We start from the raw sequence: 14,977 nt of genomic DNA, 5'->3' as shown, positions 1-14,977 counted from the left end.
CCACACATGAACATGCGCTTCCCCACTGTTATTACCTTGCCCTGGCGTACAGACGCCGCTGAATTCTGGTTTGCCCGCCTGAGCCATCTTCCGTTTGCGATGCTGCTGCATTCCGGCCATGCGGACCATCCCTATAGCCGCTTCGATATTCTGGTGGCCGACCCGCTAAAGACGCTGACAACCGATGACCTGTCGTTAGCGGACGATCCGCTGGTGCAGCTTCAGCAGGCCATTAACGCGCTGGGCTTATCTGCCACGCCGAACCCGGACCTCCCTTTTCAGGGGGGCGCGCTGGGCCTGTTTGGTTATGACCTGGGCCGCCGTTTCGAAACGCTGCCGGAGCATGCGCAGGCTGATATTTCCCTGCCAGACATGGCCGTGGGGCTGTATGACTGGGCGTTAATTGTTGATCACCAGAAAAAAACGGTTTCCCTGCTGAGCCATCGTGACGTGCAGGCGCGCCGGGCGTGGCTTGAGGCGCAGCAGCCTGCACCGGCACAGACGTTCACGCTGACCTCCGGCTGGCGCTCAAATATGAGCGCAGCGGAGTATGCCGAAAAATTCGCGCGCGTTCAGGCGTATTTGCAAAGCGGTGACTGCTACCAGGTTAACCTCGCCCAGCGCTTCCAGGCGACATACCGGGGAGATGAGTGGCAGGCGTTTACCCACCTTAATGCCAGCAATAAGGCGCCGTTCAGCGCGTTTGTCCGTCTGGAAAAGGGGGCCATACTTAGCCTGTCTCCGGAGCGCTTTATTCATCTGGCCGAGGGCACGATTCAAACCCGTCCGATTAAAGGCACCCTGCCGCGTCTTGCCGATCCCGACGCCGATCGCCAGCAGGCGGAAAAGCTGGCCGCCTCGCCGAAAGACCGCGCCGAGAACCTGATGATTGTCGATCTGATGCGTAACGACATTGGCCGGGTGGCCGTTCCGGGCAGCGTGCGCGTGCCGGAACTGTTTGTCGTCGAGCCTTTCCCGGCGGTGCATCACCTGGTCAGTACTATCACCGCGACGCTGCCGGCATCACGCACGGCCTGCGATCTTCTGCGCGCGGCGTTTCCGGGCGGCTCCATCACCGGCGCGCCAAAGGTGCGGGCGATGGAGATCATTGATGAGCTGGAGCCGCAGCGCCGCAACGCCTGGTGCGGCAGCATCGGCTATATCAGCCTGTGCGGCACGCTGGATACCAGCATTACCATTCGCACGCTGACTGCCTGCGACGGAAACCTTTACTGTTCGGCAGGGGGCGGCATTGTTGCCGATAGTCAGGTCGATGCGGAATATCAGGAAACCTTTGATAAAGTTAACCGTATCCTGAAACAACTGGAGTAATCACGGGTGGAAAAAGAGAACCTGACGCTGGATGACTTTTTATCTCGCTTTCAGCTATTACGACCGCAGGTCAACCGCGAGGCGATGAATCAGCGACAGGCGGCAGTGCTGATCCCGGTCGTGCGTCGCACGCAGCCGGGCCTGCTGCTCACCCAGCGTTCTCCCCATTTACGTAAGCACGCGGGTCAGGTCGCCTTTCCGGGTGGCGCAGTAGACAGCTCCGACGCCTCGCTGATTGCCGCCGCGCTGCGGGAAGCGCAGGAAGAGGTTGCCATTCCGCCGGAGGCTGTGGAGGTCATCGGCGTGCTGCCCCCCGTCGACAGCGTCACCGGTTTTCAGGTCACGCCGGTGGTGGGCATTATCCCGCCGGGACTGCAGTATCACGCCAGCATCGATGAAGTCTCTGCGGTGTTTGAAATGCCGCTGGATGAAGCCCTTCGGCTGAGTCGTTATCACCCGCTGGATATTCAGCGTCGCGGGCACGACCATCGGGTCTGGTTGTCCTGGTATCAGCATTATTTTGTCTGGGGCATGACGGCGGGCATTATTCGTGAGCTGGCGTTGCAAATCGGCCTGAAGCCTTGACTATACTTTACATTCCGCCCTCTTCTGCCAAGTTTGCGATCTGCGTCGCGCTATTAGCAAAACCCATCGTTAACCATTAGTTTAATTCATGTGAATAGTTAAGCCGAGGCCGGTGTTCCCTCTTACACTATGCGCAGTTATAACATCGTTACTGGAACCCCGGTAACCCTGTCAGGAGTGTGAAAGTGATTAGTATATTCGACATGTTCAAAGTGGGAATTGGCCCTTCGTCTTCCCATACTGTTGGCCCGATGAAGGCCGGTAAACAGTTCGTCGATGATCTGGTCGAAAAAGGATTACTGGAAAGCGTTACCCGTGTCGCCGTGGATGTTTACGGCTCGCTGTCATTAACGGGTAAAGGCCACCACACCGATATCGCCATTATTATGGGTCTGGCAGGCAATATGCCGGATACCGTTGATATTGATGCCATCCCGGCATTCATCCGCGACGTGGAAACACGCGGCCGCCTGCTGCTGGCAAACGGCCAGCAGGAAGTCGATTTCCCGCAGGATGACGGCATGCGTTTTCGTAGCGACAACCTGCCGCTGCACGAAAACGGCATGACCATTCACGCCTGGAGCGGTGAAAAAGAGATTTACAGCAAAACGTACTACTCCATCGGCGGTGGCTTCATCGTGGATGAAGAGCATTTTGGCAAAGACAGCGTCGGCGACGTCAACGTACCGTACCCGTTCAAATCGGCTACCGAAATGCTGGGCTACTGCAAAGAGACCGGTCTTTCCCTGTCCGGTATGGTGATGCAGAACGAACTGGCCCTGCACAGCAAAAAAGAGATTGAAGACTATTTTGCGAACGTCTGGCAAACCATGCGCGCCTGTATCGATCGCGGGATGAACACCGAAGGCGTTCTGCCGGGTCCACTGCGCGTACCGCGTCGTGCCTCCGCCCTGCGCCGTATGCTGGTGACCACGGACAAGTTCTCCAACGACCCGATGAACGTGGTCGACTGGGTAAACATGTTTGCCCTGGCGGTTAACGAAGAGAACGCCGCCGGTGGCCGCGTTGTGACGGCGCCAACCAACGGTGCCTGCGGCATCGTTCCGGCAGTGCTGGCCTACTACGATCACTTTATTGAGCCCGTGACGCCGGACATCTATATCCGTTATTTCCTGGCGGCAGGTGCCATTGGTGCGCTGTACAAAATGAACGCCTCCATCTCCGGTGCGGAAGTGGGCTGTCAGGGTGAAGTGGGCGTTGCCTGCTCCATGGCGGCGGCCGGTCTGGCAGAGCTGCTGGGCGCAAGCCCTGAGCAGGTCTGCGTGGCGGCGGAAATCGGTATGGAACATAACCTCGGTCTGACCTGTGACCCGGTCGCGGGCCAGGTGCAGGTGCCGTGCATCGAGCGTAACGCGATTGCATCGGTGAAAGCCATCAACGCCTCACGTATGGCGATGCGCCGTACCAGCGAACCTCGCGTATCGCTGGATAAGGTGATTGAAACCATGTACGAAACCGGCAAGGACATGAACGCGAAATACCGCGAGACGTCCCGCGGTGGCCTGGCCATTAAGGTGCAGTGCGACTAATACTGCCTTTCGCCCATCTGCAACGGATGGGCGAATTTCCCTCTTCTTTCTCGTCTCCTTCTGCTTTCCCCACTACACTTTTACTGTTGCGTCCGGCTTTTGTGGCTGGTGGCTTATCAGGCGACCGTTCATGCAAACTGCACAAACGATCATTAAAAACTATCGCCGAAAACGCGTTATCGTCTGCGTCACGGTTGCGCTCCTCACGCTCATCCTGACGTTAGGCATTCGCTTTATTTCACAGCGCAATGTTAACCAACAGCGGATCCTCGATTTTACAAGCCACACCGTTCGCGCCCTTGATAACGTCCTGCTTTCCTTAGAGAACCGCCGCAGCGTGCTGCAGCCCCTGGTGGGGCAGCCCTGTCCGCAGGCGCACCTGGCGCTGCGAAAGCAGGCCGCCATTTTGCAGACGGTACGCTCCATCGCCCTGATTAACGACGGAATCCTGTATTGCTCAAGTATTTTCGGGAGCCGCAATGTGCCCGTTCGCGACTTCCTGAAAGAACTCCCCGCCAGCACGGCGAAGCTGATTTTATCGACCGATCAGTGGCTGCTTAAAGATAGCCCGATATTGGTCCAGTGGTATCCCGTCTCTCAGGACGGTGAAGCAGGCGTTATCGAAATCATCAATATCGATCTGATCGCCAAAATGATCCTTGAGCCCCAGCGCCCGCTTATTAATGACGTGGCGCTAACCGTGGGCGATCGCTTTCTGCGCTATGGACAACGCGTCAGCGACAGCCTGACCTTTGATGAGGAGGGCTCTCTTTTCCGGCAGTCATCAACCCGAAATCCTTTCACCATTACGGTCAGCGGGCCAGGCCCTGGAGAGTTAGCCTTAAAAAGCCTGCCAGCCCAGCTGCCGCTGGGGCTCATGCTCAGCCTGCTGCTGGGCTATCTCGCCTGGCTGGCAACGGCAAACCGAATGAGCTTTACGTGGGAGATTGATATGGGCATCGCGGCGCGGGAATTTGAGCTTTTCTGCCAGCCGCTGGTGAATGCCCGCACCCAGGCGTGCACCGGCGTGGAGATCCTGCTGCGCTGGAATAACCCCCGTCAGGGTTGGATCACCCCGGAGGTGTTTATCCCTCTGGCAGAAGAACATAACCAGATTGTCCCCCTGACCCGCTATGTCATCGCCGAAACGGTGCGCCAGATAGGCTACTTCCCTTCCAACGCCGGTTTTCACATCGGTATTAACGTTGCCGCCAGCCATTTCCGTCACGCGATGTTGATACAGGACCTGAACCGCCTCTGGTTCAGCGCAAGTCCGCGCCAGCAGCTGGTGATTGAACTCACGGAACGGGATGCGCTGCTGGATGCGGATTATCGCATCGTACGCGAGCTGCATCGCAAAGGGGTGAAGCTGGCCATCGACGATTTTGGAACCGGGAACAGCTCCCTCTCCTGGCTTGAAAAGCTCCACCCGGACGTGCTGAAAATTGACCAGTCGTTTACCACCGCCATCGGTACCGACGCCGTGAACTCGACGGTGACGGATATGATTATTGCGCTAGGTCAGCGGCTGAATATTGAACTGGTTGCTGAGGGGGTCGAGACAGAGGAGCAGGCGCGCTATTTGCGCCGCCATGGCGTACCTGTTCTGCAGGGCTTTTTCTATGCGCGGCCCATGCCGCTACGGGATTTTCCGAAGTGGCTGGCGGGAAGCGCGCCCCCGCCAGCGCATCATAACGGGCACATCGTGCCCTTAATGCCGCTGCGCTAAGCCGGCTTACTCGTCTTCGTCGTGGGCTGATTGTTCTTTAACAATACGAACCATATCAACGCGATAGTCGTTGGCTTCAACGATCGTAATGTGCAGCGGCGCAAGCTCTATCACATCGCCTACGCGCGGGATTTGCCCGTTAACGGCGATCACCAGACCGGCAACGGTCGCGATGTCTTCTTCATCGTTGATCACGTTTTCCAACCCCAGCGTGTGAGAGAGCGCGTGCAGGTCGGTAGTACCTTTAACCAGCCAGCCTTCACCGTCGGCTACGATCTCTGGCGTTTCGTCGGCATCCGGGAATTCACCGGCAATCGCTTCCAGCACGTCCAGCGGCGTAACCAACCCCTGCACCACGCCAAACTCGTTGGTGACGATAACAAAGCTACCGCGAGCGCGACGCAGCACCCCGAGCAGGTTGATAGGATCCAGCGTTTCCGGCACGACAATCGCAGGCGACGCGGCAGCAACGGCTTCCACGTTGACGCCCTCTTCCAGGGCCACCAGCATCTCTTTCGCCCGCACGACGCCGATGATCTCATCCAGCTCACCGCGACACACCGGGAACAGGCTGTGCGGTGAAGAGAGCAGCTGCTGGCGAATTTCATCCACGCTCAGGTTAGCATCGACCCAGCTGATTTCCCCGCGCGGCGTCATGATGCCGCGCAGCGAACGGGAGGCCAGGGAGAGCACGCCGTTGATCATGTAGCGCTCTTGTTCCACAAACGCCCCTTCAGGGACCGGAACCGGGTTATGGTTTTCGGAATCAGACTGGACGTTCACCTGACGACGACCGCCCATCAGGCGCAGAATGGCATCTGCGGTACGGGCGCGCAGCGGCTGATTCGACTGCTGCTTAATAAAGTTACGGCGCGCAATCTGGTTGAACAGCTCAATCAGGATCGAGAAGCCAATCGCGGCGTACAGGTAGCCTTTCGGAATATGGAAGCCAAAACCTTCCGCCACCAGGCTCAGGCCAATCATCAGCAGGAAGCTCAGACACAGCACGACCACCGTCGGATGCTGGTTGACGAAGCGCGTAAGCGGCTTCGAGGCCAGCAGCATTACCGCCATCGCAATAACGACAGCCGCCATCATTACCGGCAGATGATTCACCATGCCGACCGCCGTGATCACCGCATCCAGCGAGAAGACCGCATCAAGCACCACGATCTGCAGCACTACCACCCAGAAGCTGGCATAGCCTTTACCGTGCCCGTCATCGTGCTGGCGGTTTTCCAGCCGCTCATGTAGCTCTGTCGTCGCTTTGAAAAGCAGGAATATCCCCCCGATCAGCATGATTAAATCGCGCCCGGAGAAGGTGTAATCCATGACGGAGAACAGCGGTTTGGTCAGCGTGACCATCCAGGAGATGACGGAGAGCAGCCCCAGTCGCATGACCAGCGCCAGCGAAAGACCAATCAGGCGCGCTTTATCCCGCTGTTTTGGCGGCAGTTTGTCCGCAAGGATGGCGATAAACACCAGGTTATCAATGCCGAGAACAATCTCCAGCACCACCAGCGTGAGCAATCCCACCCAGATTGACGGGTCCATTAAGAATTCCATGACAAGCTCCTGCTAAAGGAATGACGAAACGGTGCCCCACTCAACGTGGGCAAAACAGAGGTAAACAGAGTCGATACGTGGCGAGGATCGCCGATGAATAAGGCGCGAAATGGCCTGGTAGATGACTGACGTCGGTGACGGTCCATATAGTGGGCTGTAGCCCTATACTCCTGAACTATTAAACGGAGGCTAAACATATCAGAGACAATGTGTTTTTAGCAAAGATTTACGTTCCTTTGCAAAGTTCTGTAACACAGCGGCTTTACGCTACAGATAAATCTGTAACGCGTGGCTAAATTACGGATCTTCATCACATAAATTATTTTTTCACTATCTAAAATAATTCGCGGAAGTCTTAGTTTTTTTGAACTCTAACCCTTATCTGAATCGATTCGGTTCGCCAATACGATTCTCAGTACGACTGCCTGGCAGGCGTATTAATGATAATAAAAGGAGGTAGCAAGTGACCATTGCTATTGTCATAGGCACACATGGTTGGGCTGCTGAGCAGCTACTCAAAACGGCAGAGATGCTGTTGGGCGAGCAGGAAAACGTCGGCTGGATCGATTTCGTTCCCGGTGAAAACGCCGAGACGCTGATAGAGAAGTACAACGCTCAACTCGCGAAGCTGGATACCAGCAAAGGCGTGCTGTTTCTCGTTGATACATGGGGCGGCAGCCCGTTCAATGCCGCCAGCCGCATTGTCGTCGATAAAGAGCACTATGAAGTTGTCGCCGGGGTGAATATTCCCATGCTGGTGGAAACCTTCATGGCGCGCGACGACAATCCGGCGTTTGATGAGCTGGTGGCACTGGCCGTTGAAACCGGTCGCGAAGGGGTAAAAGCCCTGAAAGCGCAGCCGGTTGAAAAACCCGCCCCTGCGCCTGCAGCGGCACCAAAAGCGGCAGCACCGGCAAAACCGATGGGCCCGAACGATTACATGGTTATCGGCCTTGCGCGTATTGATGACCGCTTAATCCACGGCCAGGTTGCCACGCGCTGGACCAAAGAGACCAACGTTCGACGCATTATCGTGGTCAGCGACGAAGTGGCCGCCGATACCGTACGTAAAACCCTTCTGACTCAGGTTGCTCCTCCTGGCGTTACCGCGCACGTCGTGGATGTCGCCAAGATGATCCGCGTGTACAACAACCCGAAATACGCGGGTGAACGCGTGATGCTCCTGTTCACTAACCCGACAGACGTTGAGCGCATTGTTGAAGGCGGCGTGAAAATCACCTCCGTGAACATTGGTGGTATGGCATTCCGTCAGGGCAAAACGCAGGTCAACAACGCCATTTCAGTCGATGCGAAAGATATCGAGGCATTCAACAAGCTGAATGCACGCGGTATTGAGCTGGAAGCCCGTAAGGTTTCTACGGATCAAAAACTGAAAATGATGGATTTGATCGGCAAAGTTGGGAAATAAGCCCGCGCCGGTTCTCACATAAAGCTTATGTAATAGGAGAAGTGCAATGGAGATTACCACTCTTCAGATTGTGCTGGTGTTCGTCGTCGCATGTATTGCGGGTATGGAATCCGTACTTGATGAATTTCAGTTCCACCGCCCTCTGGTGGCCTGTACGTTGATTGGGGCCGTTCTGGGTGACATGAAAACCGGTATCATCATCGGTGGTACCCTGGAAATGATCGCCCTGGGCTGGATGAACATCGGCGCGGCGGTTGCGCCCGATGCCGCGCTGGCCTCTATCATTTCGACCGTTCTGGTTATTGCTGGTCACCAGAGTATTGGTGCCGGTATCGCCCTGGCGATCCCGCTGGCAGCCGCAGGCCAGGTTCTGACCATCATCGTTCGTACTATCACCGTTGCCTTCCAGCACGCGGCGGATAAGGCGGCCGAAAACGGCAACCTCACGGCCCTGTCGTGGATCCACGTTTCATCCCTGTTCCTGCAGGCGATGCGCATCGCGATCCCGGCGGTTATCGTGGCGATCTCCGTCGGTACCAGTGAAGTTCAGAGCATGCTGAACGCCATTCCAGAAGTGGTCACCGGCGGTCTGAACATCGCGGGCGGTATGATCGTGGTCGTCGGTTATGCGATGGTCATCAACATGATGCGCGCAGGCTACCTGATGCCGTTCTTCTACCTCGGCTTCGTGACCGCTGCCTTCACCAACTTCAACCTGGTTGCACTGGGCGTGATTGGTGCGGTGATGGCGATCCTCTACATCCAGCTCAGCCCGAAATACAACCGCGTCGCGGGTGCCCCAGCGCAGGCTGCTGGTAACAACGATCTCGATAACGAACTGGACTAACAGGTGAGCGAAATGGTTGATATGACAAAAACTACCACCGAGAAAAAACTCACTCCGGGTGATATTCGTGGCGTGTTCATCCGTTCTAACCTGTTTCAGGGTTCATGGAACTTCGAACGTATGCAGGCGCTGGGTTTCTGCTTCTCCATGGTACCGGCGATCAAACGCCTGTACCCGGAAAACAACGAAGCGCGCCGTCAGGCGATCAAGCGTCACCTGGAATTCTTTAACACCCATCCTTACGTTGCGGCCCCCGTACTGGGCGTAACGCTGGCGATGGAAGAACAGCGTGCGAACGGCGCAGAGATTGACGATGGTGCTATCAACGGTATCAAAGTCGGCCTGATGGGTCCGCTGGCCGGTGTCGGTGACCCTATCTTCTGGGGGACCGTACGTCCGGTCTTCGCGGCGCTGGGTGCCGGTATCGCGATGAGCGGCAGCCTGCTTGGCCCGCTGCTGTTCTTCATCCTGTTCAACGCCGTGCGACTGCTGACCCGCTACTACGGTGTGGCCTACGGCTACCGTAAAGGGGTGGATATCGTTAAGGACATGGGCGGCGGCTTCCTGCAGAAACTGACTGAGGGGGCGTCAATCCTCGGCCTGTTTGTCATGGGGGCGCTGGTTAACAAGTGGACACACGTGAACATCCCGCTGGTGGTCTCGACCATCACCGGGCAGGATGGTCAGACGCGCGTCACCACCGTGCAGACGATTCTGGACCAGCTGATGCCTGGCCTGGTACCGCTGCTGTTAACCTTCGCCTGCATGTGGCTGCTGCGTAAGAAAGTGAACCCGCTGTGGATTATCGTTGGCTTCTTCGTCATCGGTATCGCGGGCTACGCTGTCGGCCTGCTGGGTCTGTAAGTTTCAATGCTATAGGCCGGGGGCTTGCCCCCGGTTTTTTTATCTGGAGGATGAATGACTGTCACGGACATCGTACTGGTTTTATTTATTGCTGCCCTTCTGGCTTACGCGATCTATGACGAGTTCATCATGCCCCGCCGTCACGGCGAGACGCTGCTCTCCCTTCCCCTTCTGCGACGCGGGCGCGTGGATGCGTTTATCTTCGCGGGTCTCATCGCTATTCTTATTTACAATAACGTCACCGGCCATGGTGCAATATTAACCACATGGTTATTATGTGCGCTGGCATTAATGGCTGTTTATCTGTTCTGGATCCGCACGCCGAAAATCATTTTTAAATCCCGCGGGTTTTTCTTCGCCAATGTATGGATAGAATATAACCGTATTAAAGAGATGAATTTATCCGAAGACGGTGTGCTGGTGATGCAATTAGAACAACGTCGCCTGCTTGTTCGGGTGAAGAATATTGACGACCTGGAAAAGATATACAAGTTACTCGTTAAAACTCAATAAGTTAGATATATAGCAATGGCTATATAATGCGTTTATCGTGCGCAAGAAATATAGCCAAAGCTATATCCCCTTCGTTAATTTGATCTCTATTTGTTAACGATATCTTCACGCTTAAAGACAAATGAAAATCGTTATCACTAAGCATTTTAAATAATGCCTCTTCATTGTTGTTTTATTTTCTCAAAATATGTTAAGGTTGCGCCCGTCGTTGGGGAGTAGCCGATTTCCTGCTCGCAGGAAATGTACGTGTCAACATACTCGTTGAAAAACGTGGCGCGTACGGTTCGCTGACAGCACATCTTATGTGCGGCGCGATCAGGCGAGACCATAGATACATCAACTGCTGTTTACTGGGGGCAGTGATGTGTCATATGGATATCCCCGGTCTGGACGCTGTTATGAATATCTCCGCTACGATCCTCCTCGCTTTTGGCATGTCCATGGACGCATTTGCTGCTTCTATCGGAAAAGGCGCCACGCTCCATAAACCAAAATTCTCAGAAGCCCTGCGTACCGGTCTCATTTTCGGTGCTATCGAAACGCTGACGCCGCTTATCGGCTGGGGTCTTGGCATGCTCGCCAGCCAGTTCGTGCTTGAATGGAACCACTGGATTGCGTTCGTCCTGCTGGTCTTTCTCGGTGGTCGAATGGTCATAGAAGGTTTTCGCGGTGGTGATGAAGAAGACGAGGAGCCGCAGCACCGCCACGGGTTCTGGCTGTTGGTCACCACAGCGATTGCCACAAGCCTTGATGCGATGGCCGTCGGTGTCGGTCTGGCATTCCTGCAGGTCAATATTATCGCCACCGCGCTGGCCATCGGCTGCGCAACGCTGATTATGTCCACGCTGGGCATGATGGTTGGACGGTTTATCGGCCCGCTGCTGGGTAAACGCGCCGAGATCCTGGGGGGAATTGTGTTGATTGGCATTGGCGCCCAGATCCTCTGGGCACACTTCGCCGGTTAATCTTCGCACTGCCAGACGTGGATACTGAAATCCGTCTGGCAGCGAAATGTTGAGTGTGCAGCTAGCGCTTCCCATACTTCCGGTTTTGCCCGCCACGCGAACGGCGTCATCTGCAGCAACGCGGTGGCCTCTTCCCCTTTCAACGTCATTTCATACGCCACGCTTTGCTCCTGCTTCAGGCTAAAACCGGCCAGCTGTTCAGAATGAGGGGCATGGAGACGCACTTCATCGTAGATCAGGCCTTTCAGCTCCATCAGATGACGCGGGCCCGGCGTTACGGTGACCACCCATCCGCCCGGCTTCACCACGCGAGCCAGCTCTTCCACCTTGCAGGGCGCATAAATGCGGATAACAGCATCCATGCTGGCATCGTCAAACGGCAGCCGGTGACTGGATGCCACGCAGAACGTCACGTCCGCGTAACGCTTTGCCGCCGCGCGAATGGCCACTTTCGACACGTCCAGACCGAATGTCAGCGCGCCCTTCTCACGGGCAATCCCGGCAAACCGTGCGGTGTAGTACCCTTCCCCGCAGCCAATATCGAGCATGGCGGTGGCAGAATCCGGCAGAATGTCATTAAGCATCTGCGCGACGGTCTCACGCAGCGGCAGATAGTGCGCGGCATCCAGAAACGCGCGACGCGCCTGCATCATCTCTGCACTGTCTCCTGGATCGCGGGAGCGCTTATGCTGCACCGGCAGAAGATTCACGTAGCCTTCTTTTGCCATATCAAACTGATGCCCCTGCGGACAGGTATAACTTTTATCTGAGTGCGTCAGGGGGGCGTGGCAAAGGGGACAGCTGAAGGACATGGTGACTCCGGAGCATAATCAAAGGGCGAAGTGTACCGCTATTCGCCCTGGTTATAAACGTCCGGTTAACGCATAACGATAAGGTGATCTGAACCCGCCGGTAACCCGTCAGGTTTCACATTCTCCAGACGCAGCACGTTGCCCATAATCTCGCTGAAGACAGGCGCGGAAACGGCACCGCCGTAGTAGGCGCCATTTTGCGGATCGTTAATGACCACCACCAGGGCAAAGCGTGGATCGCTGGCAGGCGCAACGCCGGCCGTATAGGCGACGTATTTATCGACGTACTTCCCGCTGTCGTCAATTTTCTTCGCCGTACCGGTTTTCACCGCCACCCGGTAATCACGAACGGCGGCCTTAACCCCGCCACCGCCGGGCAGCGCAACGCTCTCCATCATGTGCTCCACCTCATGCGCAATCTCTTCCGGCATAACGCGGTGCCCGATAACGGGTGGATCGATACGCGTAATCGAGAGAGGTCTCTCAAGCCCGAAACCGCCAATCGTGGCGTAGACGTGCGCCAGCTGGAGCGGCGTCACCATCAGCCCGTAGCCGAAGGCAAAGGTCGCGCGGTCGAGCTGGCTCCAGTATTTACGCTGGGGCAGCAGTCCCGCGCTCTCCCCCGTTAAGCCAAGCCCCGTATTCGTGCCAAAACCAAAGTTTCGATAGGTATCAATAAGATGCTGGACAGGCATTGCCAGGGACAGTCGGGACACGCCGGTATCGCTCGATTTTTGCAGGATCCCCGTCATTGTCAGTTCAGGATAATAGCCCACATCGCGGATACGATGCCCGTCAAGGGTATACGGGTGCGTGTCAATCACGCTGTCCGGCTGGACCAGCCCCTGCTGCAGGGCCGTCATCAGCACCAGCGGCTTGACCGTGGAACCCGGTTCAAACGTATCGCTGATCGCACGGTTGCGAAAATCGTTTATCGTCGCGCCTTCCCGGTTATTGGGGTTGAAATCCGGATAGCTCGCCATGGCGAGGATTTCCCCGGTTGGGATATTAATTAGCACCGATGCCCCAGACTCGGCCTTGTTCCAGGCCACGGCATTATCGAGCGCATCTTCGGTGATGGTTTGCAGACGCTCGTCGATACTTAACTGGATGTTATGCGCCGGTGCGGGTGCCACTTCCGTCAGGTTTTCAACCACGCGTCCGTAGCGGTCTTCCCTTACCTGTCGCACACCCGCCTTGCCGGTCAGCTGTGCGTTGAAGCTTTTTTCCACGCCTTCAATGCCCTGCCCGTCAATATTGGTGAAACCAATCAGGTTCGCTGCCACATGACCGGCAGGATAAAAACGGCGGGATTCATCGCGTAAATTGATGCCGGGCAGGTTGAGCTTATCGATCCACTTTGCCTGTGCAGGATCGACCTGACGGGCAAGATAAATAAAACGGCCCTGCGGGTTGGCATTGATTCGCGCCGAAAGTGTGCCCAGGGAGAGATGCAGCGCGTTTGCCAACGCCTGCCAGCGTTCGTCAACGCCAACGCCCCCTTTTGCCAGCACCGTTTTAGGATCGGCCCACACGGCCCGGACAGGCACGCTCACCGCCAGGGGGCGACCTTCGCGATCCATTATCATGCCGCGCGGCGCGTCAATCGCCAGCTGGCGAAGGGAGCGCATATCTTCCTGCTTCACCAGATTGTCAGGCTTGATGATTTGCAGCCAGGCAACGCGGCCCAGCAAAAAAGCCAGACTACAAAAAATAGCTAAACAGAGCAGCACAAAACGCGCCGGCGTGAAATTGCCAGCGGTCGTTATCAATTTCTTCTTCACCTGAACCCCGGGACTGTAAAACAACGCCCTGATTTAACGGGAAAAGATGGGTTTAGGGTGGCAAAACAGTGCTACTAACCTCGCAGCTTTGCAACAAGTTACTAACAAGACCGCGAATAGTAATATTTTGAAAGATAAGGGGCATAAAAAAGCCCCGCGTTATGCGAGGCTTTATGTCTGAGATTGAAGTGCTAAGCGCTTCAGTCAGCAGCGGTTCGATCAGATAGCAGTTACGTTAACTGCAGCTGGGCCTTTCTGGCCGTCCTGAATTTCGAACTCAACGTTCTGGCCTTCAGCCAGAGTTTTGAAGCCGTTACCCTGGATTGCAGAGAAGTGTACGAACACGTCTTTGCTGCCGTCAGCAGGAGTAATGAAACCAAAACCTTTAGACTCGTTGAACCACTTAACTTGACCTTTAATCTTTGCCATTTTGCAAAATTCCTTAGAGTGTTTTCTTAGCCCGCAGGCATTAACTGAGATAAAACTGAGACATTACTGCATGAGGCACTAATATAAGGTTCGGCAGAGAAGCGGTATTCAACGACAACGTGTTTACTCAGGACTTCTTTACTGAAAATGCCACACATAAACAGAACTGTACCTCGTTTGACCCAAAACGTGTTATCACACACTATGTTTAATATGGCAAGCCATTTTTAAACATGTCTCGATCCGCCGCACAAATTCGAACAGTGCCTGTCAGGTTTTGCACAATTATGCGCATCACGTACAGACAGCTCTGCTGCGTAACAAAGACCCGGCGTTGCTTTCACAACCGCTGTAATCTAAGATGTTTTTAACATAGCTCATTCATAACGAAGCGTCCAGCAACCGGGAAAAGAAATCTTACGTCTTGATTGAGTTAGAACAATTTGTGAAAACTTATGCTTAAATCATTGTAACGCGACCAAATTGTTTCAGAGAAAAAACAACGTTAATAACCCACGCCCAACTGTATTAAAATGCACCAGCTAATAAACAGTGTTATGCACCAAAATAAT

General features: G+C 55.3%; 14 protein-coding genes and 1 pseudogene. 9 read left to right on the top strand and 6 right to left on the bottom strand.

Going from position 1 to position 14,977, the window contains the following annotated elements; genetic code table 11:
• Positions 1-6 precede the first annotated feature (6 nt).
• The 4 genes from pabB (at position 7) to pdeD (ending at position 5,196) form a co-directional block, all read left to right on the top strand.
• On the top strand, positions 7-1,332 hold the full coding sequence (gene pabB / locus NQ230_RS09545) for an aminodeoxychorismate synthase component 1 (RefSeq protein ID WP_257261330.1): 1,326 nt from the start codon (positions 7-9) through the stop codon (positions 1,330-1,332).
• Positions 1,333-1,338: 6 nt separating this feature from the next.
• Positions 1,339-1,917 carry a CoA pyrophosphatase gene (locus NQ230_RS09540; protein WP_257260914.1) on the top strand — a complete coding sequence of 193 codons (579 nt, stop codon included), beginning with the start codon at positions 1,339-1,341 and terminating at the stop codon, positions 1,915-1,917.
• Positions 1,918-2,102: 185 nt separating this feature from the next.
• Entirely contained in the window at positions 2,103-3,467 is a 1,365-nt protein-coding gene (sdaA, locus tag NQ230_RS09535; RefSeq protein WP_024909859.1) for an L-serine ammonia-lyase, read from the top strand.
• A gap of 130 nt (positions 3,468-3,597) precedes the next feature.
• Complete coding sequence (gene pdeD / locus NQ230_RS09530; protein ID WP_257260909.1) at positions 3,598-5,196, top strand: cyclic di-3',5'-guanosine monophosphate phosphodiesterase PdeD; 1,599 nt, start codon at positions 3,598-3,600, stop codon at positions 5,194-5,196.
• Positions 5,197-5,202: 6 nt separating this feature from the next.
• Here pdeD and yoaE read toward each other — a convergent pair whose 3' ends face one another.
• Together yoaE and NQ230_RS22955 are read right to left on the bottom strand one after the other, a co-directional pair.
• Complete coding sequence (gene yoaE / locus NQ230_RS09525; RefSeq protein WP_033145827.1) at positions 5,203-6,762, bottom strand: CNNM family cation transport protein YoaE; 1,560 nt, start codon at positions 6,760-6,762, stop codon at positions 5,203-5,205.
• The gene (locus NQ230_RS22955; protein WP_371745447.1) at positions 6,750-6,908 is read right to left on the bottom strand and encodes a protein YoaL; all 159 of its coding nucleotides are present in this window, start codon (positions 6,906-6,908) and stop codon (positions 6,750-6,752) included. The genes yoaE and NQ230_RS22955 overlap by 13 nt, the downstream gene beginning before the upstream one ends.
• A gap of 317 nt (positions 6,909-7,225) precedes the next feature.
• Here NQ230_RS22955 and manX point away from each other — a divergent pair, with 317 nt between their 5' ends.
• The 5 genes from manX to mntP all read left to right on the top strand — a co-directional run bounded on the left by manX (position 7,226) and on the right by mntP (position 11,380).
• On the top strand, positions 7,226-8,191 hold the full coding sequence (gene manX, locus NQ230_RS09520; protein ID WP_032658500.1) for a PTS mannose transporter subunit IIAB: 966 nt from the start codon (positions 7,226-7,228) through the stop codon (positions 8,189-8,191).
• A 46-nt stretch (positions 8,192-8,237) separates the two neighbouring features.
• Positions 8,238-9,038 carry a PTS mannose transporter subunit IIC gene (gene manY / locus NQ230_RS09515; protein ID WP_008500490.1) on the top strand — a complete coding sequence of 267 codons (801 nt, stop codon included), beginning with the start codon at positions 8,238-8,240 and terminating at the stop codon, positions 9,036-9,038.
• A gap of 12 nt (positions 9,039-9,050) precedes the next feature.
• Positions 9,051-9,902 (top strand): PTS mannose transporter subunit IID, encoded by an 852-nt coding sequence (locus NQ230_RS09510; protein ID WP_006810994.1) that lies wholly within the window; start codon positions 9,051-9,053, stop codon positions 9,900-9,902.
• 54 nt (positions 9,903-9,956) lie between these two features.
• On the top strand, positions 9,957-10,415 hold the full coding sequence (locus NQ230_RS09505; RefSeq protein WP_213822420.1) for a DUF986 family protein: 459 nt from the start codon (positions 9,957-9,959) through the stop codon (positions 10,413-10,415).
• A gap of 398 nt (positions 10,416-10,813) precedes the next feature.
• Complete coding sequence (gene mntP, locus NQ230_RS09500; RefSeq protein WP_032642447.1) at positions 10,814-11,380, top strand: manganese efflux pump MntP; 567 nt, start codon at positions 10,814-10,816, stop codon at positions 11,378-11,380.
• On the opposite strand, the gene rlmA is transcribed toward mntP, so the two are convergent.
• From rlmA to NQ230_RS09480, 4 genes and pseudogenes are all read right to left on the bottom strand, one after another.
• Positions 11,377-12,192 carry a 23S rRNA (guanine(745)-N(1))-methyltransferase gene (rlmA, locus tag NQ230_RS09495; protein ID WP_257260906.1) on the bottom strand — a complete coding sequence of 272 codons (816 nt, stop codon included), beginning with the start codon at positions 12,190-12,192 and terminating at the stop codon, positions 11,377-11,379. The two genes, mntP and rlmA, sit on opposite strands and share 4 nt — an antisense overlap.
• 65 nt (positions 12,193-12,257) lie before the next feature.
• Entirely contained in the window at positions 12,258-13,976 is a 1,719-nt protein-coding gene (gene ftsI2, locus NQ230_RS09490; RefSeq protein WP_257260905.1) for a peptidoglycan DD-transpeptidase FtsI2/PBP3(PARA), read from the bottom strand.
• 219 nt (positions 13,977-14,195) lie between these two features.
• Positions 14,196-14,405 (bottom strand): transcription antiterminator/RNA stability regulator CspE, encoded by a 210-nt coding sequence (gene cspE, locus NQ230_RS09485; RefSeq protein ID WP_001062678.1) that lies wholly within the window; start codon positions 14,403-14,405, stop codon positions 14,196-14,198.
• Positions 14,406-14,418: 13 nt separating this feature from the next.
• Positions 14,419-14,563: pseudogene (locus NQ230_RS09480) on the bottom strand (DUF2627 domain-containing protein).
• Between the last annotated feature and the right edge of the window lie 414 nt (positions 14,564-14,977).

This window comes from Enterobacter asburiae (assembly GCF_024599655.1).
In the GTDB taxonomy this organism is placed as follows: domain Bacteria; phylum Pseudomonadota; class Gammaproteobacteria; order Enterobacterales; family Enterobacteriaceae; genus Enterobacter; species Enterobacter asburiae_D.
This window is presented reverse-complemented; position numbering and strand designations above follow the sequence as displayed.

Excerpts from the sequence above, each read along its gene's own strand:
- pabB (WP_257261330.1), top strand. The coding sequence starts at position 7 with ATGAACATGCGCTTCCCCACTGTTATTACCTTGCCCTGGCGTACAGAC.
- pdeD (WP_257260909.1), top strand. The coding sequence starts at position 3,598 with ATGCAAACTGCACAAACGATCATTAAAAACTATCGCCGAAAACGCGTT.
- yoaE (WP_033145827.1), bottom strand. The coding sequence starts at position 6,762 with ATGGAATTCTTAATGGACCCGTCAATCTGGGTGGGATTGCTCACGCTG.
- NQ230_RS22955 (WP_371745447.1), bottom strand. The coding sequence starts at position 6,908 with ATGGACCGTCACCGACGTCAGTCATCTACCAGGCCATTTCGCGCCTTA.
- manY (WP_008500490.1), top strand. The coding sequence starts at position 8,238 with ATGGAGATTACCACTCTTCAGATTGTGCTGGTGTTCGTCGTCGCATGT.
- NQ230_RS09510 (WP_006810994.1), top strand. The coding sequence starts at position 9,051 with ATGGTTGATATGACAAAAACTACCACCGAGAAAAAACTCACTCCGGGT.
- NQ230_RS09505 (WP_213822420.1), top strand. The coding sequence starts at position 9,957 with ATGACTGTCACGGACATCGTACTGGTTTTATTTATTGCTGCCCTTCTG.
- mntP (WP_032642447.1), top strand. The coding sequence starts at position 10,814 with ATGAATATCTCCGCTACGATCCTCCTCGCTTTTGGCATGTCCATGGAC.
- rlmA (WP_257260906.1), bottom strand. The coding sequence starts at position 12,192 with ATGTCCTTCAGCTGTCCCCTTTGCCACGCCCCCCTGACGCACTCAGAT.
- cspE (WP_001062678.1), bottom strand. The coding sequence starts at position 14,405 with ATGGCAAAGATTAAAGGTCAAGTTAAGTGGTTCAACGAGTCTAAAGGT.